Annotated in this window: 24 protein-coding genes; 13 read left to right on the top strand and 11 right to left on the bottom strand. The window is 33.2% G+C overall.

Annotation, left to right across the window (positions count from 1 at the left end):
- Positions 1–3: 3 nt before the first annotated feature.
- Complete coding sequence (gene gatC, locus HA148_RS01235) at positions 4–297, bottom strand: Asp-tRNA(Asn)/Glu-tRNA(Gln) amidotransferase subunit GatC (RefSeq protein WP_209129512.1); 294 nt, start codon at positions 295–297, stop codon at positions 4–6.
- A gap of 147 nt (positions 298–444) precedes the next feature.
- On the opposite strand from gatC, the gene HA148_RS01230 reads away from it, so the two are divergent.
- Together HA148_RS01230 and HA148_RS01225 are read left to right on the top strand one after the other, a co-directional pair.
- Positions 445–1,053 (top strand): DNA-3-methyladenine glycosylase, encoded by a 609-nt coding sequence (locus tag HA148_RS01230; protein ID WP_209129510.1) that lies wholly within the window; start codon positions 445–447, stop codon positions 1,051–1,053.
- A 21-nt stretch (positions 1,054–1,074) separates the two neighbouring features.
- Positions 1,075–2,091: an aspartate carbamoyltransferase catalytic subunit gene (locus tag HA148_RS01225; protein WP_209129507.1), complete on the top strand. Its 1,017-nt coding sequence runs from the start codon at positions 1,075–1,077 to the stop codon at positions 2,089–2,091.
- A gap of 2 nt (positions 2,092–2,093) precedes the next feature.
- On the opposite strand, the gene HA148_RS01220 is transcribed toward HA148_RS01225, so the two are convergent.
- Both HA148_RS01220 and HA148_RS01215 read right to left on the bottom strand, forming a co-directional pair.
- Positions 2,094–2,435: a DUF565 domain-containing protein gene (locus HA148_RS01220; protein WP_025892528.1), complete on the bottom strand. Its 342-nt coding sequence runs from the start codon at positions 2,433–2,435 to the stop codon at positions 2,094–2,096.
- A gap of 11 nt (positions 2,436–2,446) precedes the next feature.
- Positions 2,447–2,647 (bottom strand): hypothetical protein, encoded by a 201-nt coding sequence (locus HA148_RS01215; protein WP_209129505.1) that lies wholly within the window; start codon positions 2,645–2,647, stop codon positions 2,447–2,449.
- A gap of 218 nt (positions 2,648–2,865) precedes the next feature.
- On the opposite strand from HA148_RS01215, the gene isiD reads away from it, so the two are divergent.
- The 6 genes from isiD to HA148_RS01185 all read left to right on the top strand — a co-directional run bounded on the left by isiD (position 2,866) and on the right by HA148_RS01185 (position 9,137).
- Complete coding sequence (gene isiD, locus HA148_RS01210) at positions 2,866–3,087, top strand: protein IsiD (RefSeq protein WP_209129503.1); 222 nt, start codon at positions 2,866–2,868, stop codon at positions 3,085–3,087.
- Positions 3,077–4,333 carry a bifunctional phosphopantothenoylcysteine decarboxylase/phosphopantothenate--cysteine ligase CoaBC gene (gene coaBC / locus HA148_RS01205; protein WP_209129501.1) on the top strand — a complete coding sequence of 419 codons (1,257 nt, stop codon included), beginning with the start codon at positions 3,077–3,079 and terminating at the stop codon, positions 4,331–4,333. The genes isiD and coaBC overlap by 11 nt, the downstream gene beginning before the upstream one ends.
- Before the next feature lie 216 nt (positions 4,334–4,549).
- Positions 4,550–5,344 (top strand): photosystem II manganese-stabilizing polypeptide, encoded by a 795-nt coding sequence (locus tag HA148_RS01200; protein ID WP_209130225.1) that lies wholly within the window; start codon positions 4,550–4,552, stop codon positions 5,342–5,344.
- Positions 5,345–5,415: 71 nt separating this feature from the next.
- On the top strand, positions 5,416–6,591 hold the full coding sequence (sat, locus tag HA148_RS01195; protein ID WP_209129499.1) for a sulfate adenylyltransferase: 1,176 nt from the start codon (positions 5,416–5,418) through the stop codon (positions 6,589–6,591).
- Between the two features lie 46 nt (positions 6,592–6,637).
- A complete protein-coding gene (gene ftsH, locus HA148_RS01190) occupies positions 6,638–8,491 on the top strand; it encodes an ATP-dependent zinc metalloprotease FtsH (RefSeq protein ID WP_025939914.1) in 1,854 nt (617 codons plus the stop codon).
- Between the two features lie 19 nt (positions 8,492–8,510).
- On the top strand, positions 8,511–9,137 hold the full coding sequence (locus HA148_RS01185) for a bifunctional 4-hydroxy-2-oxoglutarate aldolase/2-dehydro-3-deoxy-phosphogluconate aldolase (protein ID WP_209129497.1): 627 nt from the start codon (positions 8,511–8,513) through the stop codon (positions 9,135–9,137).
- A 31-nt stretch (positions 9,138–9,168) separates the two neighbouring features.
- Here HA148_RS01185 and aroC read toward each other — a convergent pair whose 3' ends face one another.
- Positions 9,169–10,269 carry a chorismate synthase gene (aroC, locus tag HA148_RS01180; protein WP_209129495.1) on the bottom strand — a complete coding sequence of 367 codons (1,101 nt, stop codon included), beginning with the start codon at positions 10,267–10,269 and terminating at the stop codon, positions 9,169–9,171.
- Positions 10,270–10,376: 107 nt separating this feature from the next.
- Positions 10,377–11,459, bottom strand: coding sequence for a photosystem II q(b) protein (gene psbA / locus HA148_RS01175; protein WP_002805533.1), 1,083 nt, complete (start codon positions 11,457–11,459; stop codon positions 10,377–10,379).
- A 188-nt stretch (positions 11,460–11,647) separates the two neighbouring features.
- Here psbA and HA148_RS09605 point away from each other — a divergent pair, with 188 nt between their 5' ends.
- Positions 11,648–11,776, top strand: a complete 129-nt coding sequence (locus HA148_RS09605; protein WP_257008958.1) for a hypothetical protein — start codon at positions 11,648–11,650, stop codon at positions 11,774–11,776.
- Positions 11,777–11,892: 116 nt separating this feature from the next.
- Here HA148_RS09605 and HA148_RS01170 read toward each other — a convergent pair whose 3' ends face one another.
- Positions 11,893–12,798 carry an aspartoacylase gene (locus tag HA148_RS01170; protein ID WP_209129493.1) on the bottom strand — a complete coding sequence of 302 codons (906 nt, stop codon included), beginning with the start codon at positions 12,796–12,798 and terminating at the stop codon, positions 11,893–11,895.
- Positions 12,799–12,821: 23 nt separating this feature from the next.
- Between HA148_RS01170 and HA148_RS01165 the strand changes: the two genes are divergently transcribed.
- Positions 12,822–13,766: a glutathione S-transferase family protein gene (locus tag HA148_RS01165; RefSeq protein ID WP_209129491.1), complete on the top strand. Its 945-nt coding sequence runs from the start codon at positions 12,822–12,824 to the stop codon at positions 13,764–13,766.
- Positions 13,767–13,893: 127 nt separating this feature from the next.
- A complete protein-coding gene (locus HA148_RS01160) occupies positions 13,894–14,112 on the top strand; it encodes a CP12 domain-containing protein (protein WP_019480078.1) in 219 nt (72 codons plus the stop codon).
- A 69-nt stretch (positions 14,113–14,181) separates the two neighbouring features.
- On the opposite strand, the gene HA148_RS01155 is transcribed toward HA148_RS01160, so the two are convergent.
- The 5 genes from HA148_RS01155 to hemB all read right to left on the bottom strand — a co-directional run bounded on the left by HA148_RS01155 (position 14,182) and on the right by hemB (position 19,350).
- Entirely contained in the window at positions 14,182–14,364 is a 183-nt protein-coding gene (locus HA148_RS01155; RefSeq protein WP_011817712.1) for a hypothetical protein, read from the bottom strand.
- A gap of 85 nt (positions 14,365–14,449) precedes the next feature.
- Positions 14,450–15,433: a GTPase ObgE gene (obgE, locus tag HA148_RS01150; RefSeq protein WP_209129488.1), complete on the bottom strand. Its 984-nt coding sequence runs from the start codon at positions 15,431–15,433 to the stop codon at positions 14,450–14,452.
- Between the two features lie 40 nt (positions 15,434–15,473).
- Positions 15,474–17,885: an endonuclease MutS2 gene (locus HA148_RS01145; RefSeq protein WP_209129486.1), complete on the bottom strand. Its 2,412-nt coding sequence runs from the start codon at positions 17,883–17,885 to the stop codon at positions 15,474–15,476.
- Between the two features lie 14 nt (positions 17,886–17,899).
- Complete coding sequence (locus HA148_RS01140; protein ID WP_032523985.1) at positions 17,900–18,286, bottom strand: VOC family protein; 387 nt, start codon at positions 18,284–18,286, stop codon at positions 17,900–17,902.
- A gap of 62 nt (positions 18,287–18,348) precedes the next feature.
- Positions 18,349–19,350: a porphobilinogen synthase gene (hemB, locus tag HA148_RS01135; protein ID WP_209129484.1), complete on the bottom strand. Its 1,002-nt coding sequence runs from the start codon at positions 19,348–19,350 to the stop codon at positions 18,349–18,351.
- Between the two features lie 220 nt (positions 19,351–19,570).
- Between hemB and HA148_RS01130 the strand changes: the two genes are divergently transcribed.
- Together HA148_RS01130 and HA148_RS01125 are read left to right on the top strand one after the other, a co-directional pair.
- Complete coding sequence (locus HA148_RS01130) at positions 19,571–21,223, top strand: SulP family inorganic anion transporter (protein WP_209129482.1); 1,653 nt, start codon at positions 19,571–19,573, stop codon at positions 21,221–21,223.
- A 6-nt stretch (positions 21,224–21,229) separates the two neighbouring features.
- On the top strand, positions 21,230–22,228 hold the full coding sequence (locus HA148_RS01125; protein ID WP_209129480.1) for a sodium-dependent bicarbonate transport family permease: 999 nt from the start codon (positions 21,230–21,232) through the stop codon (positions 22,226–22,228).
- Positions 22,229–22,230 lie beyond the last annotated feature (2 nt).

Genomic DNA, 22,230 nt, shown 5'->3' with positions numbered 1-22,230 from the left:
TACTCATTCATTAATAATTTTTGGTACTTTAAAATATTTTTCTTCTCTCGATGGACCCAAATCTAATAGTTCTTGATTGCAATCAGAATTTTTCTTTTCATCTTTTCTAAATACATTTACAACCTCTATAGCTCTCGTTGTACAGGGGACATCATCCGTATCAATTTTTTCAAGTTGTCTTATATAATCCAATATCTTTTCTAATTGTTCTGCATGATTAGTAATTTCATTCTCGTTAAGTTCTAATCTCGCTAAATGAGCAACTTTTTTAACTTCCTTTTGAGTTATTTTTGTCATACCTTTAATATCTTTCTTCTTTAAATAATAGTTTATTAGCAACAACTTATTTACATATCCTTTGAATTTCAAATAATTTGAAAAATAATCACATCTTTTTGAAAATCAATATCAATTAATAGCCTTAATTATTTTTATCAGCTAAATATGTTATTAGATAGATATTTAAAAATAGAAGAAGAATTATTTCCAAAAAATTTTTTTTATCGGCACTCTAAACTTGTAGCTCCTGATTTAATAGGATGTCACCTCATAAAAAAAAATAATGAGATAGATCAAGTTAAAGGAGTTATTGTTGAAACTGAAGCTTATTCACAGGAAGAAGAGGCATGTCATGGCTACCGCAAAATGACTGAATCAAACAAATCATTATTTGGCAAACCTGGCACATTTTATATTTACAAATCTTATGGCATTCATCATTGTTTAAACATAGTTACTGATAAAGAAAATTTTGCGAGTGGTGTTTTGATAAGATCAGTTTTTATCTCTAATAAGAATGAAAGATTAGCTTCTGGACCTGGCCTAGTAACTAAAACATTTAGTGTAGACATTTCATTTAACTCACTTGAAGTTCTTAATAACAAATCTTTATGGATTTATCCACGAGACTTCACTCTAGAAGAAAAAGATCTTATTCAAACTACGAGAATTGGCATATCAAAGGCAAAAAATATAAAATGGCGTTGGTATCTCAAAAATAGTAGGAGTGTAAGTAAAAGATTAAAAGGTGATAGAACACCTAAATTTCAATAATCATTTATCTTTTTAAGCGTAATGCAAATTTGGCCTCATAAACATATCCACACACTAGCTAATTTTTCAATTAAAGATTATGAGACAGTATTTGAATTAGCTAATAGATTTGATGCACTAAAGAATGCAGGAACAAAAAAGATACCTGCCTTACAAGGGACTTTGGTAACTTCTTTATTTTTTGAAGCTAGTACAAGAACAAAAAATAGTTTTGAGCTTGCAGCAAAAAGACTTTCTGCTGATGTCCAAACGTTTGCGCCATCTTCCAGCTCTTTAACAAAAGGCGAAACAATAATTGATACAGCCATAACTTATTCTGCTATGGGGGCGGATACATTAGTTATCAGACATTCATCAAGTTACATAACCTTTGAGATCGCAAAAAAACTTGATGCAATAAATTCTAAGACTTCGGTTCTTAATGCGGGTGATGGATTACATAGTCACCCCAGCCAAGGATTGCTTGACATCTATACATTGATAAAATTCTTTTCCCAAAAAACACTGAATCCAGAGGTTTTAAATTCCAAAAAAATTTTAATAATTGGAGACGTTAATCATTCAAGGGTTGCCAGGTCAAATCTTTGGGCTTTGAGTGCATTCGGCGCCGATATAATCTTATGTGGTCCTAAGACATTAATACCTTATGAATTTATCAATTTTTTAAAAACCCCCGCGCCAAATCAAACAGAAGATCCTATTAAATCAAGAGGTTCAATAACAATTTCTAGATCATTAGAGGAATCAATAAAAATTGCAGATGCGATTATTGTTTTAAGACTCCAGAAAGAGAGAATGATGGAAAACTTACTAAGTAGCATTGATTCATATAGTATTGATTATGGCCTAACCCCAGAAAAATTATCTTTAAATAATAAAGAAATTCCTGTTCTACATCCTGGTCCCATTAACAGAGATATTGAAATAAGTAGCAAAGTGGTAGATCAATATCCTAATTGCTTAATTAATAATCAAGTTGCAAATGGTATCCCTATAAGAATGGCTTTGCTTTATCTATTACAAAAACACAACAAGTAAATTTATAGCAACTTAAGACTTTCAGTAAAGAAACCATAAAATAATCCCAATCTTAAAGAATCTAATAAAAGTACTAAAAACTTCTTTTTCCTCTCAAATCTAAAATTTCTTCTTAGAACTATTAAAAACTCAATAAAAACTACTGATAAAAAAGCGGCTACAGGATCCATGAGTTCCACAACGGCACTTACCATACCAAGAGAACTTCCAAAAAAGTAGCCAATTAAAAGTGTAATCAATGATATTGAATATCTTCGCCATGGATTATTAGCCCAAATACTTAATGTCTGAATATTTTCAACAATTTTTAGCTGAAATTTTGTCTTTTGAGGTTTAACGACCATTTTTAATTAAACTAAGCCGCTTCAGAATTTGATTGAACTTTAGTATTTTTTTCTATTAATTCAAGTAATGCTTCCAACTGAGCCAGTAATCCTCTTAATTCGCCTGGATCAGGGAAAAAGTCATCTTCTTTTATTCCTAAATGCATATCTCTGAGCTCTTGCCTTAAATAGCGAATGTGACTAATGACTTGCTCTCTTTTGGTTTGCGACATGATATAAATTTTTTATAGATATTTTAAGAAAGAATATTTTTGAAAAGTAGAGTTTGCATATTTATGACTGAGAATGAAGATAAATGACCTAACAATAATTTGAAAAGATTAGGAAAATTAAAAATTATCATATTCTTGAAAATATGTACTTAATTCTTATATCAATTTTAAATAATTACTTGAGGCTTTATTATTAGAATATATTGACTTTAATGAATATGAAATTCATTTCTGAAAATAAAATAAGTGAGGAACTACTAATTTCTTTTGATGAAGAAATGACCCTTGAGCTTGCTAATAGATTAGAGGAAGATAATTATAATACTCCATTTGATGGTTTAAAAGACTGGCATTTACTTAGGGCTCTTGCAATCAATAGACCTGAATTAACAACTAATTATACCCATCTACTCGATCAGGAACCTTTCGATGAAAACTAAAAGTAAAGATACCAAATTAAAGGTTCTTTTACTAATAACTGGGAGTATTGCAGCTGTAAGAATTCCGTTATTAGTTAGCCAGTTAGCTAAAGAAAATTATGAAATAAGATGCGTCTTATCAAAAAATGCAGAAAAATTAATAAAACCTCTTTCTCTTTCTATTTTAAGTAGAAACCCGTGCATTTTAGAAAATGATCAATGGTCTGACAGTCAATCAACACCTCTTCACGTAGAACTAAGTAATTGGGCTGATATATTAATCATCGCCCCTTTAACAGCGACAACATTAGCAAAATGGGTAACTGGAAATGCTGAGGGATTGATCCCAAGCATCTTAATAGCGAATATAAAGCCAATTATTGTTGCACCAGCAATGAATACACAAATGTGGCTAAATAAAGCTGTCAAAAAAAATTATGAGAATTTACAGAATTACGAAAATGTTTTGACTTTGCAACCAAGTGAAGGACTCTTAGCATGTGATGCTATTGGCATTGGTAAGATACCTCCAAATGATCTAATCCAATTAGCTCTTGAATTTATAGCTTCACACAAACAAAATGAATATCGCAAAGATTTACTTAACAAAAAAATTTTAATAACTGGAGGTTGTACCTCAGAGAAAATTGATGCGGCAAGACACATTACTAACAAAAGTTCTGGAGCTATGGGCCTACTTCTTTCTCAAGTAGCGAAGTTCAGAGGAGCAAAAGTAAAATATGTTCATGGGCCTCTGAAAATCGATAAGAATCTTACTGATGGAATAAAAAGATATGAAATTGAAACTAGTGTTGATTTAATAAGGGCAATTAATAAAGAAATATCAAATTGCGATTATTTTTTCATGAATGCAGCAGTATCTGATTTCAAGATAACCTGCGATACTTCAGCTAAAATTCCGAAAAATCAAATTAATGCTCATTTGAATCAAAACTTTGAGCTAGTTCCAGATATTTTAAAAACAATTAGTAAATCAAAAAAGGATAACCAAGTTTTTGTAGGCTTTTGTGCTTTTACAGGATCTATCGAAGAAGCACGAATGACAATTAAAGAAAAGATTATCCGAAAGGGTTGTGATTACCTATTTGCAAATCCAATTGATCTTGAAGGCCAAGGATTTGGCTTTTTGGCACAAAATGAAGGTTGGCTATTTGATACTAATAATACAGAACACTACATTAACAAAACATCGAAAATTGATTTAGCAAATAAATTAATAACCCAAATTATTTCATTAAAAAAATAAAAAAAAATTTTTAATTTGTATTTTTTTGTAATCTTAATCATTAAAAATAATGTGATAGCTTAAAATAATTCCAGTTTTTTAAAATCTAAAAAGCTACGGGTTGTTTCGAGGATTTAATAGTTCTATCTTTTATGGTCCTTTCCCTTGTAATATCCGTACTGAACTTATTAGATGACCTTTAATCTATCCTCACAGAAATTTACTGCAACTTTAATTATGAGAATTCGTTCTTTCTTAGCTTTTGTTATTTCAATTTGTATAACTTTTGCTTTCGTACCTGCTAATACTTTTGCTTTTTCTGAAAGAGGAAATGCACAATTCACAGATGTTGTTAACACAGGAAAAGCTAATGATTGCCCATCATTAGACTCATCTCTTGTCGGATCAATATCTCTAGGAAATGGAGATAGCCTTAAAGGAATATGCATGCATCCAACAGAAGTTTATGTGAAAGTGCCAGGGACAAAACGAAAAGCTGCAGAATTTGTTTCTACAAAAATTATTAGTCCTAGAAATAACACCACAGTGACAGAAGTTTATGGAGATATAGATTCAGGAACTTTCACTGAAAAGGGTGGTATTGATTTTCAACTTATTACTGTATTAACTCCTGGTGGTTTAGAGGTGCCATTTGCATTCTCAGCAAAAGATCTTACAGCTGATTTACCTTCATCTATTGAGCCAGGCACTGAGGTTAGTGGTTCAACATTTACACCTAACTACAGAACTGGTGACTTTCTAGATCCTAAGGCAAGAGCTAAAAATACTGGTGTTGAATATGCTCAAGGTTTAGTTGCATTAGGAGGAGATGACGAAGAACTTGCAAAAGAAAATATTAAAGTTGATGTAAACGGTACTGGCGTTATTACTCTTTCAATCAACAATGTAGATTCAGACACAGACGAATTTGCTGGTACTTTTGAAGCTATCCAACCTTCAGATACAGATATGGGTTCAAAGGATCCACTTGATGTAAAAATAATTGGGGAGCTTTACGGAAGAAAGGCATAGATCCTACTTAAGAGAAAAAGAGGGTTAAACCCCTCTTTTTTTTTCAAAATTTTTCTATATTAACTAAAAAAATGGAATTACAACAAAAAACTAAAACAGATACTAATGGACTAATACCGCCTTATGGAGGAGAACTAAAAAATTTAATTATCAAAGATAAAAACCTTAAAAATGATCTTATCTCTAAAGCAACTTATGAGTTTGAATGTAGCGAGAGAAATGCATGCGATGTTGAACTTTTGATGGTTGGAGCTTTTTCTCCATTGGAAGGTTTTATGGATGAAAATAACTACAATTCTGTAATTAAAAATAATAGAAATACAAACGGGTTGCTTTTTGGCTTGCCTATTGTATTTGATTCAAATAATGAAAAAGTAAAAGCTGGAGAGACAATATTGCTTACTTATAAAAAACAAAAAATAGCAGTTTTAGAAGTTAGCTCTAAATGGGAGCCTGACAAATCCTTAGAAGCTAAACTTTGTTATGGTACTAATTCTTTAGATCACCCTGCTGTTAAGATGATTTTTAATGAGAGAGGGAGATTTTACATAGGAGGAAGAGTGTATGGTTTCGAACTGCCAATTAGAGAATTTCCCTGCAAAACCCCAGAAGAGGTTAGATCTACACTGCCATCAAATCATGATGTAGTTGCATTTCAATGCAGAAATCCAATTCATAGAGCACATTATGAATTATTTACTAATGCCTTACTTTCAGATAATGTCTCCTCTAAATCAGTTGTTTTAGTTCATCCAACTTGTGGGCCAACTCAACAAGATGATATTCCTGGAAAAGTTAGATATTTGACCTATAAAGAATTAGAAGAGGAAATATCTGATAAAAGAATAAAATGGGCTTTTTTACCTTATTCAATGCATATGGCAGGGCCAAGAGAAGCTCTTCAACATATGATAATCAGAAGAAATTATGGTTGCACCCACTTTATTATTGGTAGAGATATGGCTGGTTGTAAGTCGTCATCAACTGGGGAAGATTTTTATGGTCCATATGACGCCCAGAATTTTGCGAATAAGTGTGCAGATGAATTGATGATGCAAACTGTTCCTTCAAAAAATTTAGTTTATACGAAGGAAAAAGGATATATAACAGCTGAAGAAGCTAAAGAATTTAATTATGAAATTATGAAACTTAGTGGTACTGAATTTAGAAAGAAATTGAGGAATGGCGAACCAATTCCTGAATGGTTTGCATTCAAAAGTGTAGTAGATGTTCTAAGACGCTCTTAATATTGTTTTATTATTAGTATTATAGATTTATTAAAGATTTTTTATCGTGAACAAACGTTGGAGAAACGTAGGACTTTATGTCCTAGCTGTTATTACTGTAATTTTCATTGGTACTTCAGTTTTTGATAAACCAAGTACTGAAAGTTCTACAAAGACCCTAAGATATAGTGATTTTATAGAGGCAGTACAAGATAAAGAAATCAGCAGAGTCCTTATATCTCCAGATAATGCCACAGCCCAAGTTGTTGAAAATGATGGGAGCAGGTCTGAGGTCAATTTAGCACCTGACAAAGATTTATTAAAAATACTGACTGAGAATAATGTAGATATAGCTGTAACTCCTACAAAATTAGCCAATCCTTGGCAACAGGCTTTAAGTAGCTTAATTTTCCCAGTACTTTTAATTGGAGGCCTATTTTTTCTTTTCAGAAGATCTCAAAGTGGTAATGCTGGAGGTGGTAATCCTGCCATGAGTTTTGGCAAAAGCAAAGCTAGACTGCAAATGGAACCATCTACACAAGTAACCTTTTCAGATGTTGCTGGTGTTGAAGGTGCAAAATTAGAACTCACAGAAGTTGTAGATTTTCTCAAGAGCCCAGATAGATTTACTGCAGTAGGAGCAAAAATTCCTAAAGGAGTTCTTCTTGTTGGCCCTCCTGGTACAGGAAAAACATTGCTAGCAAAAGCAGTAGCTGGAGAAGCAGGTGTACCTTTTTTCTCAATATCTGGCTCAGAATTTGTAGAGATGTTTGTAGGAGTTGGAGCTAGCAGAGTTAGAGATCTTTTTGAACAAGCTAAAAAGAATGCTCCTTGCATTGTGTTCATCGACGAAATAGATGCAGTTGGAAGACAAAGAGGTGCTGGTATGGGAGGAGGAAATGATGAAAGAGAACAAACATTAAATCAACTCCTAACCGAAATGGATGGTTTTGAAGGTAATTCAGGAATAATAATAGTTGCTGCCACCAACAGACCAGATGTTTTAGATTCAGCTTTAATGCGTCCAGGAAGATTCGATAGACAGGTAACAGTTGATAGACCAGATTATGCTGGAAGATTGCAGATATTAAATGTTCATGCGAAAGATAAAACCCTTTCAAAAGACGTTGATTTAGATAAAGTTGCTAGGAGAACACCTGGTTTTACCGGTGCAGATTTAGCTAATCTTTTAAATGAAGCAGCAATACTAGCAGCTAGAAAAGATTTAGATAAAGTAAGTAACGATGAAGTCGGTGATGCCATTGAAAGAGTTATGGCAGGCCCTGAAAAGAAAGATAGAGTTATCAGTGATAAGAAAAAAGAATTAGTTGCTTATCACGAAGCTGGTCATGCACTCGTTGGAGCATTAATGCCTGATTATGATCCCGTAGCAAAAGTTTCAATAATTCCAAGAGGTCAAGCTGGAGGTTTAACCTTCTTCACTCCAAGTGAAGAAAGGATGGAATCTGGTCTTTACTCTCGTTCTTACCTTCAAAATCAAATGGCTGTAGCTCTTGGTGGAAGAGTTGCTGAAGAAATAGTCTATGGCGAAGAAGAGGTAACAACCGGAGCTTCAAATGATTTACAACAAGTTGCCAATGTAGCAAGACAAATGATCACTAAATTTGGTATGAGTGACAAAATAGGTCCAGTCGCTCTAGGTCAATCTCAAGGTGGAATGTTTCTCGGAAGAGATATGAGTTCTACAAGAGACTTCTCTGAAGACACAGCCGCAACAATTGATGTAGAGGTTTCAGAACTTGTTGATGTTGCCTACAAGAGAGCTACAAAAGTTTTAACAGACAATAGAACTGTTCTTGACGAAATGGCTCAAATGCTAATTGAAAGAGAAACTATAGATACTGAAGATATCCAAGACTTGCTCAACCGCTCAGAAGTAAAAGTCGCAAACTATATTTAACGCGGAATTTAAATATTTAATGAATAATAAAGAAGATTCTTTTTCGGAGTACCTGAAAATTGAGTCTTTTTTTTTACTTATAAAACCTGATGATAATATTTACTCAAATACCTCTATAAGAAATTCATTGTTTGAAGAATTAGAAAACTTAATAAAATTAGGATTAAAGAATATTGAAATAAGTTGGTCTAATAACGAAAATTGGTTCGATTTTGTATCCGATATCAAAATTAAATATCCAAGAATTAATTTAGGCTCTGCCTCCATAGTTAATAAGCAATCATTAGAAGATTCTTTAAAAATTGGATTAAATTTTTCGATGATGAAATTTTGGGATAAAGATCTTTTCAATTATGCGCAGTCAAAAAATTATTTATTAATTCCTGGAATTAATAATTTAAAAAATCTTAAGGAAGCGATAGATTTAAATTGCAACATTATCAAAATTTACCCAATACAAAGTAAAGATAGTTCGATAAATATACTCAACTATAAAAATATTGATTTCATTGCGGCTGGAGGACTATCAATCAATGATTTAAAAACTTATAAATCTTTAGGGTATAAAGCAGTTGTAATTGGAGATAAAGCTATCAAAAATAAAAAATTTGATCCAAAAATATATGAATGGCTTAAAAATAATTAAGTTAAGGATAAATATAATTTATTCAACAAAACTACTTCTTATTTATTAAGTCACATTGAGCATGATTTAGAAGCAAATGATCAGCAAGTACTAAAGCTACCATAGCATCAACCATGGGAACTGCTCTTGGTAGAACGCATGGATCGTGTCTCCCTTTTGCTTTCATAAGTACTTCTTTACCTTCAGCATTTACTGTTTTCTGTTCTTTCCCGATGGTTGCTGTAGGTTTAAAAGCTATCTTCATCTCGATATTTTCACCATTACTTATTCCGCCTTGTATACCTCCTGAATTGTTTGATGTTGTTCTTAACTTACTTATATCATCAGACTTGATGAAGGCATCATTATGTTCGCTTCCTTTTAAATAAGTTCCAGAGAAACCTGAACCTATTTCAAAGCCTTTCGTAGCAGGCAAAGACATCAAAGCCTTTGCTAAATCAGCTTCTAATTTATCAAAAACAGGCATTCCAAGACCAGAGGGAACATTTCTTACTAGACATTCAATAACACCACCGCAAGAGTCTCCTTGGCGCTTTAATTCCTTAATTCTCTGGATCATTTCTGTTGATACCCTTACATCAGGACATCTAACAATATTAGAATCAATTTTTTTGAGAGAAATTTTCTCTTTATTTATATCAGAATCAATATCATGTATACGCTTTACCCAAGATAGTATTTCAGTGTTACAGAAGGTTTTTAATAATTGTTTTGCTACAGCACCAGCAGCTACTCTCCCAATTGTTTCTCTAGCAGAGGCTCTTCCACCGCCAGAACTTGCCTGAATTCCATATTTCAGATGATATGTACCATCTGCATGAGAAGGTCTAAATACCTGCTCCAAATTATTATAATCTCCTGGTCTTTGATCCTTATTTCTTACCAACATTGCTATTGGAGTTCCAAGTGTTAACCCTTCCTTTATCCCACTTAATATTTCAATTTTATCTTCTTCATTTCTGGGTGTTGTAATGTCACTTTGGCCAGGTCTGCGCCTATCTAATTCATTTTGTATCATTCTTATATCTATTTCTAACTTAGGAGGACATCCATCAAGGATAACTCCTACTGCACCACCATGTGATTCTCCAAAAGTACTAACACGAAAAATTTTTCCAAAACTACTACTCATAGAAATATCAAATGTTTTATCTATATATAAACATTATATGAAACCAATTGAAAATTAAACAAAAAAAAGCCCCCAAAAGGGGGCTTATAAGTTTAAGAACTTTAAGCTTAACCGATAGCTGGAGCTGAAAGAGCTACTGTTGTAGACTCAGCTGCTGCTAGATCAAGTGGGAAGTTGTGAGCGTTACGCTCGTGCATTACTTCCATACCTAGGTTTGCTCTGTTAAGAACGTCACCCCATGTAGGAACAATCTTACCGTTTGCATCAACAACTGACTGGTTGAAGTTGAAACCGTTAAGGTTGAATGCCATTGTGCAGATACCCATTGAAGTTAACCATACACAAACAACTGGGAATACAGCTAGGAAGAAGTGAAGACTTCTGCTGTTGTTGAAACTTGCATATTGGAAGATCAAACGACCGAAGTAGCCATGAGCTGCAACGATGTTGTATGTTTCTTCTTCTTGTCCGAACTTGTAACCATAGTTCTGAGATTCTGTCTCAGTTGTTTCTCTGATTAGAGATGAAGTAACAAGTGAACCGTGCATAGCTGAGAATAAAGATCCTCCGAACATACCAGCAACACCAGCCATGTGGAATGGGTGCATAAGAATGTTGTGCTCTGCCTGGAAAACAAACATGAAGTTGAATGTTCCAGAGATACCTAGAGGCATTCCGTCAGAGAATGAACCTTGACCGAATGGGTATACAAGGAATACTGCGAAAGCTGCTGAAACTGGTGCAGAATATGCAACACAGATCCAAGGACGCATACCTAAACGGTATGAAAGCTCCCACTGTCTTCCCATGTATGCTGAGATACCGATTAGGAAGTGGAAAATTACAAGTTGGTAAGGACCACCGTTGTATAACCACTCATCTACAGTAGCTGCTTCCCAAATTGGGTAGAAGTGTAGACCAATAGCGTTAGATGAAGGAACAACTGCACCTGAGATGATGTTGTTTCCATATAGGAATGAACCAGCAACTGGCTCTCTAATTCCGTCGATGTCTACTGGTGGTGCTGCGATGAATGCAACGATGAAGCAAGCCGCTGCTGTAAGAAGGCATGGAATCATTAAGACGCCGAACCAACCAACATAAATTCTGTTGTTAGTTGATGTTACCCACTCACAAAACTGTGGCCAACCTTTTAACAGCGAAGAACGCTGCTGCTGAATAGTTGTCATGAGTTCGTAAAGTATGTCTCTAAAGTGAGACGAGTAAATAAAAACGGAAAATTATTCCGCTTCGAAGATTTTAGACCAAAATCGCTAAAAATGTGTAAATATTTTTTCTTTAAGTAAACTTATTTTTTGGAAAACAGGAGAAAAGAACTTCCATGTCTTAAGATTTTCTTTGTTATTGAGGATTCAACTTGGTAATAATCGAATGGCTTCTTAACGGAAAAAGATCTAGAGAGGTGGTTTCCTTAAGAGAGGCAAAGCATAGAAGACTGCAATTAGAGGCTTTTGGAGCTGTTATTTATTGGAGCGAAAGAATTTAGATTTTTAAGTTTTAAAAATTAGAAAAAAAATAAAAGTTTTAAATATTAAATAAACTTATCTATAAAATAAAAAATACTTATTAGATTTCAATGATTTATTGTTCCGGTTTCTTAATTTAAAAACTTTCAAACTCTTTAACCCATTGTTTTTTGGAACAAATCACTTCTTTTTTTGTGTAGCTCATGGCAATTTTTTTTTCCTTATAAGCAACTTCTCCAATAAAAACAGGCCAAATCAATTGGTCCCTTTCATATTTGTGGATTAGTCCTTGGCTATCCAGAAATAATGGATCTCCTTTTTTAATCATTTTCCAATCTTGGTTTATTCTCTCAGGATGAATTATGCCATCAATATCTCCCTTTTCATCTCTTGGATAATCTATACTCCCTTGATGAACGTGAACCACTAATTCCTTTGGAAGTTCTATAAGTTTATTTTTTAATTTATCTATCTCTTCCCTTAGGGAGCTAATTATTAGAGAGAATCTATTTATAATGTTTTGATCATAAAAATTTTGTGCGACAGCTCCTATTTCAATAACTAAACCACATGGCCAAGCTTCTACAAGAAAGCCTGTTTGGGCTTTATCTTTTTCGTGTAAATAAATAGGCAATCCAAATTTGTTCTGCAATAATGCAGCTAAACAAAAATCTTTGGATCTCCTCCCATACATAACAATGCTTGTTCCCATATTTGCAGTAGTAGTGTGCAAATCGATTGCAATTTGACAGGGTTTAGATCCGTCAATTCCAAATTCATCTAATAAAAAATTGGCTCTATTAGTTTCATAAAAGCTATTCTTGTGTTGATCAAAATTCTCACTTTCTTTAAAAGATCTATTTAAATCTACATCTATATATCTGCAACCTTTTTCATAGGCAGCAGGATTCCCTATGATGTACTCATACTCAATACCATTATTTAAACTATTTTCCTTTCTATTAAATTGCTTAACAGCCCAAACAGGATTAATTTCATTCCCATGAGTGCCTGAAACGATAAGTATTCTTTGAACAGTCATTTTTTCTTTAAAAATAAAATTTTATGCAAAATAAATACCTTATAAAGGCCTCCAGAAAATTCTGGTTTTGGTTTTGGACCCAATTAATGAATGGCTTCGCGCCATCAGATTTACATGGTAATTATAAAAGGCCTAAAGGTATAACTATTAATAGTGAATACGATATTAATAATGAAAATGGACAAATTTATTTATTAGTAGGTCATTCTTGTCCATGGTGTCAAAGAACTTTACTCGTACACGAAATAAAAGATTTATTTAAAAAAGTTAAAGTAATTTTTTTAAAGGCAGATATTGAGCATGGCGAATGGATTTTCAATACAAAGATTAAGGGATGTATAAGACTTTCAGACCTTTACAAAAAGGCTAATAAAAAGATTATTTTTAGAGCGACATTACCTCTTTTAATTAGCTTTGTAAAAGATGAAGTAAATATTCTGTCTAATGAAAGTTCACATATTATTAGACTACTCAATTCAATAAAAAGTGAATCGAAATATCAGGCATTAAGTATTAAAGACGGTAATCAAAAATTTTTAGATTTAATTAATAACAGCATTAATGATGGCGTATATAAATGTGGTTTTGCCAGAAACCAGTCAGCTTACGAAAAAGCAAGTAAAAATCTTTTCGCAGCTATAAATGAAATTGAAAATTTACTAAAGAAAAATAAAGGGGACTGGATATTTGGAGAAGATTTAACCTACGCAGATATTTACCTTTTCCCAACGCTTATAAGATGGGAATTGATATATAGCAAACTTTTCAAATGTACTGAACAAGAACTATCAAGTTTTGAAAAGATTATTGAATGGAGATTAAAATTCTTTAAATTATCTAACGTAAATAGGACATGCTTCGACAATGAATGGAAAAAAGATTACTACAAAGCTTTATTCCCTTTAAACCCAAATCAAATAATCCCAGTTTTACCACCGCTAAAGGAAATAATCAAAGTAGAGACCTAAAAAAATAAATAAATCAATTTCAAAAAAAAATGATGTTGTAATGAACACTTATTTAGTTCATAGATAATGCAATTTCATTAGAAATTAACTATGTTATGTATGTCTACTAAAGTACGAAAAGCTTAAAATGAAATCCATTGACGAACACATCCAAAAAGATCAATCGGAAATCGAATCTGCAAAAGCAGAGGGCAATCTTCCAAAGGTCAGACATTTAACTGAAGAGCTAAAAGAACTCGAAGAGTATAAAGATCATCATCCAGATGATAAACATGACCCTAATGCTTTGGAACTATTCTGCGATGCCAACCCGGATGAACCAGAATGTCTTGTTTATGATGATTAATTTTTCTTTCGATAAATAATGCACAATAAAAAAAGGGCTTTAGAGCCCTTTTTTTATTTATTAATTCTATTAGTAATCTCGATTAAAGTCGGATGGACTTCCTGTTAGTGAACATACAACCGACTCTTCATTTTTCATTTCCTTGACTTCTACTATTGGTCTTCCCATTTTCTTCAAAACCTCAATATCTTGAATGGTTTGACATCTAGCTATTATTTTTCCTTGTTGATCAAAGCAAGTATAGAAATTCATATTGTGTTTAAAGATGTATCTTATTTATGACTAATTTTCATTATTAAATCAAGTGTTTTTTTTACAAAAAAATTTTAAATTTAAGTTAGATCCTTTTCCATACTTCAGAAAGCAGTGAAGATAAACCTTTTTTTAAAGATGAAGAAATAACTAAAACTTTCTTTTTAGATAAATCTTCTAACTTTTTTGAAATTATTTCCAAATAATCATCATCTACCAGCTCCATTTTATTCAATACTATTATCCTCTCCTTATCTAAAAGACCTTTTCCATATTTTTTTAATTCCTGCTCAATTATCTCAAAATCATGTAAAGGATTTTCTGCAATTGCATCAATTAAATGAACAAGTATCTTCGTTCTTTGGATATGCCTTAAAAAATCATGGCCTAAACCTACTCCATCAGCTGCCCCTGATATTAATCCAGGAATATCCGCAAAAAGACAACCATTCCCATCAATTTTTCTTACTACACCTAGGTTAGGTATTAGAGTTGTGAAAGGATAATTTGCGATTTTTGGACTGGCAGATGATACAACAGAAATCAAGGTACTTTTTCCAGCATTTGGAAGACCTATAATCCCAACCTCTGCAAGAAGTTTTAGTTCTAATTGAACCTCCCATAGCTCACCATCTTGCCCTTCAGTGAATGATTCTGGAGCTCTATTCTGATTACTTAAATAGTAAGCATTACCATGTCCACCTCTTCCACCAATGGCAATAGTTAAACTCTGTTTATGTTTAGTTAAGTCTCCTAAAATAATACCTGTTTTAATATCCCTTATTTCTGTACCGCAGGGTACTTTAAGGATTGTATCTTCACCTGAAGCACCTGATCTCTTATTAGGACCTCCTTTGCATCCATCTTCAGCAATTATTTCACGTTTGAATTTGAAATCTAATAATGTTTGAAGATTATTATCAGCCATCAAAATAACTGAACCCCCTCTGCCACCATTTCCCCCTGAAGGTCCTCCAGCAGGAACGAATTTTTCTCTTCTAAATGAAACTATTCCATTTCCACCTTTTCCAGCTTTAAGAATAATGTTGGCTTGATCAATAAATTGCACTTAATACGTTTATTAAATTGTTTTCTAGGTATTTTAAATTTTATTTTATCCACGCAATACTGCAACCAGGACCACCCTCATTGTTGGCTGCATCTTCAATCTTATCAACATAATTTAAACCTGATAACCAATTTCTTAGTCCTTTCTTTAATTTCCCTGTGCCAATTCCATGAACAATCCATAACGGTCCATGAAATTTTCTAATTTTCTCTTCAATAATTATTTCGGCTTCATGAACTCTTAACCCTCTTACGTCAATTGTATTTTTACTCGTTCTAATTTTAGAAAAAGAAAAATCTTCTCTTGTAGAGTTGATCTCAATTTTTGACCTTTTGAAATTAGGCTTTTCTCCATTAATACCTTCAAAGTCATTTACAGATAATGTGCTTCTAAATGAACCACATTTAATTTCATAAAAACCACCTTTTTTATCTAAATCTACAATTTGTCCCGTACTATTTAGACTTTTAATCTTTACAAAATCGCCTACCTGAGGGTTCCATGATATTGACTTTTCAGATTTTTTTTGGGTTAAATGTTCCGTCTCAATTTCCTTTAATCTTTTTCCAATAATTCTCGTATCCTCTCCATTAACATTTTTATCTCTTAATTTTTTAATCAAATCTATCACCTCTTTTTTAGCAGATATAATATGTTTTGATAATTTAGACCTTTCAATTTCCTGGATTTTTTGAGCATTTATTTTTTGATATTCATAATTTCTCTTCAGTTCATCATGTAATATTTCAGTCCTTGCAATCAATTCTGCAGCAGCTTCTGCAGAATTTTGTTGTTTAATCCTCTCTTCCTCAAGTCCTTTAATAATATTGTTAATGTTGTCAACTTCTTTTGGCTTTAGATAATTTGCAGCTTCATTTAGTATGCTTTCATCGAGACCAATTCTCTTTGAAATTGACAAAGCATTACTTCTCCCAGGAATACCCCAGTTGAGTATATATTTTGGCTTCAAAGATTCCTCATCAAAGGCAACTGATACGTTTTCAAATCTTGAGTCATTATATTTTAAAGCCTTAATATCTCCATAATGTGTAGTTGCCAAGGTAATATCAGATTTATTTGCAAATTCTTTTAATAAAGCCATCGCAAGAGCACTCCCTTCAAGAGGATCTGTGCCAGATCCAATCTCATCTAACAAAACAACTGATAATCCTTTCTTATAATGAAGTGAATCTAATATCTCTTTTATGCGGGATATATGCCCACTGAAGGTAGATAAATTTTCTTCTAATGATTGATTATCCCCTATATCCACATATATATTTGGACAAAAAGGGATAATAGGATTATTAGTTGAAGGTATCAATAATCCTGCTCTAGCCATAAGTAAAGACAAGCCCAAACCTTTTAAAGCTGCTGTTTTACCTCCAGTATTTGGACCTGTAATGGCTACAACCTTAATATTTCTATTTACATAAAAATCGACAGCTACTGGGGCAGGGGCTCCTTTTTTCTTATGTTCCCAAATCAATAATGGATGAGAAAAACCAATTAAAGAAATAATAGGATTTTTCTCAAATGTTGGAGTTTTCCCTCCAATCCATTTCGAATATCTTGAACGAGTTAGAGCATTTTCTAATCTTAATAAAATGGATGACATTTCAATAAGATTTTTTGAATTATCACTAACAACCTGAGACCATTTCTTAAGCAATTTAAATTCTTCTGCTGTGATCCTAGCCTCTAAAGAAGCAATCTTATTACCTTTAGTTACTACACTTTCAGGCTCAAAATATACTGTATTTCCTGAAGATGAAGAGTCATGAATTATTCCTTTAAATTTATCTACATAATTAACTTTCACTGCTAAAACAGGCCTTCCATATCGATCTCCAATAGTAGTATCTTGCAAATAAGCTAAATTCTTTTGAATAAATTTCTCAACTAATATTTTTCTTTCAACTTTCTTAGATAAAAATTCTTTTCTAAGAATAGATAGTTCATTACTAGCATTGTCTGAAATCCTTCCATTCGATTCAATGCCTTTTTTAAAAATCGTTTCAATATTCTGATGGTCAATTAAATTTTTTGTGAATGATGAAATATAAGGCCTATGTTCAAAATCTAATAACATTTTTTTTAAATTTCTTGCTGCAGCAATTGTTTTCGCTATTTCTAACAATTCAGAAGATGAAATTACACCTCCCTTCGAACAAATTTCAATATTTCTACTAATATCAAAAACACCAGAAAAACTAATTGATTTATCTAAATTTTTTTCTAGCTCATTAATTTCAACAGTTTCATTCAAAAGTCTTTTAGATGCCTCGTATTCTGAAGGTATAACAAAACTTAAAATTGATCGTTTACCCATTTCCGTTGAGGCAAATGAAGATAAATGCGTTTTTAATGAATCCCACTCTAAAAGGTTTATAGATTCTTCTTCTAAGGTGTCATCTGAATATGATTTTTTAGAATAACTTTTCTCTTGCATACAAAAAAAAAGAATCAAACATTCGATTGAATCCCTTCTGGAGGAACATAAAGCATCTCAAGCCAGTTTCCTTCAGTATCCTTCATATAAAAAGATGCTGTTCCATCTCTATGCTCATGTAAAGGACCAACTTTTACACCAGAATTTTTTAAATCATTTTGAATATTTTCCACTTCTTTTTTATTTTCAAAATGAAAAGCAAAGTGAGGTCCTGCAGCTTTGTAGCTAGGGCCTAACAACGCAAGTCCATCTTTCCCTTTACCTGCCTCTAAATAAGACCAATCTTTATCATCCCAAACCAAATTCATACCCAGCTTAATATAAAAAGATTTCGCCCTTTCGAGATTCTCTACTCTTAGCGCAATGTGACCAATCCTATTTACACCTTGTGAAAACTTCAAAACAAAGCAATTAATTTATTTCTTATCTAAGAATAAACCAAATTTTTGTTAATAATGAGTTTTTAAGTATCCTGCAACCATTGAGATGCATCACAAGCATGATAAGTGAGGATTAATTTTGCTCCTGCTCTTTTAAAACTAAGCAATGTCTCTAAAACAATATCTTTTTCATTAATCCAGTTCTTCATGGCAGCAGACTTTACCATGGAATACTCCCCACTAACGTTGTATGCAGCTATGGGCTTATTTGAAAATGTGCTTAGTCTATAAACAATATCCAAATAAGAAATTCCTGGTTTTACCATCAAAATATCAGCTCCTTCATACTGATCCAATGCAGATTCAATTAAAGCCTCTTTTGAATTGGCAGGGTCCATTTGATATGTAGATTTATTGTTTGGAATTACTTTCTTATTATTTTCTCTAGGAGCCGAATCTAAAGCAGTTCTAAACGGACCATAATAAGCAGAAGAATATTTAGCTGTATAACTAATGATACCTACATCACTAAATCCTTCATTATCAAGAGCAGTCCTAATTGCTCCAACTCTCCCATCCATCATGTCACTAGGGCCGATAAAATCTGCTCCAGCTCTAGCTTGAGTTAAAGCTTGTTTTTTTAAAATTTCAATCGTTTCATCATTCAATATTTTTCCAGTTTCATCAACTAAGCCATCATGTCCATCACACGAGTAAGGGTCCAAGGCAACATCTGTCATTATTGCCATTTCTGGAATCTCTTTTTTTAATATTCGAATAGCTTTAGGTATTAAACCGTCCTCATTAAAACATTCTGCTCCATCTTCAGTCTTTAAGCTATCGTTAATTTTTGGGAAAAGAACCACACATCTAATTCCCAATTCCCATGCCCTAGTAACCTCCTTTAATAAGCCATTAATATCCCATCTGTAAGTTCCGGGCATTGCGGAAATTTCCTCTTTGAAATCTTTTTCATGAATAAATAATGGATAGATAAAGTCCGATGCCGCCAAATGGTTTTCTCTAACCATTTCTCTAATTGCCTCAGTTCTTCTTAATCTTCTTGGACGAATAATCGAATTCATTTGAATATTATTAAATTGAAAAATATTTATCTAATACATTAATCGCTTGTCTCGCACATGAATCAATCAGAGACTAGTTTTGTTCAGGAAAAGTAACTAAAATTTATTAAAAAAAAGAAAAAAGTTACAAAAATATTTTGCACAAACTTCATTTTTCACAAATTTACGTCATAAAGAGATAATATCTTTTAGTTAAGTATTTATTTTAAGGAGAGTATCTTTGAAAATAATTAATGGATTTCATCTAAAGAATGTAAGAGGAGATATTCTTGGAGGGATCACAGCCGCAGTGGTGGCTTTACCTCTCGCTCTTGCTTTTGGTAATGCTGCGTTAGGACCTGGCGGAGCAATTTATGGACTATATGGGGCAGTAGTAGTTGGTTTCTTAGCAGCATTGTTCGGTGGAACACCTGCTCAGGTTAGTGGACCTACAGGTCCCATGAGTGTAACTGTTGCTGGCGTAGTAGCAGGCTTAGCAGCAGTGGGGGTTCCAAGAGATCTCTCTGCAGGGCAAATTTTACCTTTAGTGATGGCAGCGGTAGTCATTGGCGGCTTACTGCAAATATTATTTGGGATTCTAAAACTTGGAAAATACATTACTTTAGTTCCATATTCTGTTGTATCAGGATTTATGTCTGGTATTGGAGTCATAATCATTGCACTTCAGATTGGACCACTACTAGGTATTAGCACTCGTGGTGGGGTAGTCGAATCTTTATCTACTGTATTTTCAAATTTCCAGCCAAATGGTGCTGCTATTGGAGTGGCAATAATGACTCTAGGTATAGTATTTCTAACTCCTAGAAAAATAAGTCAATGGGTTCCTTCTCCTCTATTGGCCTTATTGATAGTAACTCCAATATCAATTTTAATTTTTGGAGACGGAGCTATTGATAGAATTGGAGAAATTCCAAGGGGAGTTCCATCTTTAAATTTCCCAAGTTTTAATCAATATTTCCCAATTATTTTCAAGGCAGGATTAGTCCTAGCAGTACTTGGCGCCATTGATTCCTTACTGACATCTCTCGTAGCAGACAATATCTCTCAAACAAAACATAATTCCGATAGAGAACTTATTGGTCAAGGGATAGGAAATGCTGTAGCAGGTCTGTTTTCAGGTTTACCTGGAGCAGGAGCAACCATGAGAACAGTTATAAATGTTAAATCTGGAGGATCAACTCCCATTTCTGGTATGGTTCACTCAGTTGTATTGTTGATAGTTTTAGTTGGTGCGGGACCTTTAGCTGAGCAAATACCAACCTCATTGCTAGCAGGAATTCTTATAAAAGTAGGCCTAGATATTATTGATTGGGGATTCTTGAGGAGGGCGCACAAATTATCTTTAAAAACATCAGTAGTAATGTACGGAGTACTTTTAATGACTGTTTTTTGGGATTTAATTTGGGCAGTTCTAGTAGGTGTATTCATAGCAAATATGCTCACTATTGATTCAATAACCGAAACTCAACTAGAAGGTATGGATGAGGATAATCCTTTATCAAAAGATGATCAAGCAAAAAATGCATTGCCTGCTGATGAAAAAGCACTTCTAGATAGATGTGCAGGAGAAGTAATGTTGTTTAGGCTAAAAGGACCACTTAGTTTTGGAGCAGCTAAAGGTATATCTGAGAGAATGATGCTTGTAAGAAACTATAAGGTTTTGATATTAGATATTACGGATGTACCAAGACTTGGAGTCACGGCTACTCTCGCAATAGAGGACATGATGCAAGAAGCAAAAAATAATTCCAGAAAAGCATTTGTTGCTGGTGCAAATGAAAAAGTAAAGGATAGATTAGCTAAGTTTGGAGTTGAAGGCATTATTGAAACGAGAAAAGAAGCTTTAGAAACTGCTCTAAATGAAATAGCCTAGTAATTTATGGAAATAAATCCAATTCTGCAAAATGTATTAGCCCCGCCAGTTCTTTTCTTTTTGATTGGAGCAATATCAGTACTTTTTAAATCTGATTTAGAAATACCAGCTCCATTACCTAAACTCTTCTCTTTATATTTACTCTTAGCTATTGGGTTTAAAGGAGGCATAGAGATTCAAAAAAGTGGTTTCACTAATCAAGTAGTGCCTACTTTAAGCGCTGCAATACTGATGTCACTAGTAATCCCTCTGATTGGATTTTTAATTTTAAGATTTAAGTTTGATGTCTTTAATTCAGCCGCGATAGCAGCAGCATACGGATCTATTAGCGCTGTTACATTTATTTCCGCAGAAAGTTTTTTGGAAAGTCAAAAAATAGCTTTTGATGGCTTTATGGTTGGCGCCTTAGCTTTAATGGAATCTCCTGCAATAATTGTTGGATTATTACTTGTAAAATTTGCAGCTCCCAAAAATAGACCAAAATCAAGAAAAATGCATCTAAGCGCAATATTACACGAATCACTTTTGAATGGATCAGTTTATTTATTGCTCTCAAGCTTGATTGTAGGATTTCTCACTGCTTTCAGTAATCCTTCAGGAATTGAAAAAATGGAGCCTTTTACTGGACAATTATTCTATGGAGCAGAATGCTTCTTCTTGTTAGATATGGGAATAGTCGCTGCTCAAAGATTGCCAAGACTGAAAAATGCGGGTTCGTTCTTGATTGGATTTGCCATTTTCATGCCTTTATTTAATGCATTTATTGGTGTTATTGTTGCAAGATTTTTATCTTTAGGACCTGGAAACGCACTTTTATTTGTGGTTTTATGTGCAAGTGCCTCTTATTTAGCAGTTCCTGCAGCGATGAGGATGACAGTTCCAGAAGCTAAATCTAGTTATTATATTTCAACTACACTAGGTCTAACTTTCCCATTCAATATAGTTCTCGGCATTCCCATATATATGAGTTTAGTAAATACTATTATCCCACTTTCCCCTTTATAAAA

Source organism: Prochlorococcus marinus XMU1405 (genome assembly GCF_017696275.1).
In the GTDB taxonomy this organism is placed as follows: Bacteria; Cyanobacteriota; Cyanobacteriia; order PCC-6307; family Cyanobiaceae; genus Prochlorococcus_A; species Prochlorococcus_A marinus_AB.
This window is presented reverse-complemented; position numbering and strand designations above follow the sequence as displayed.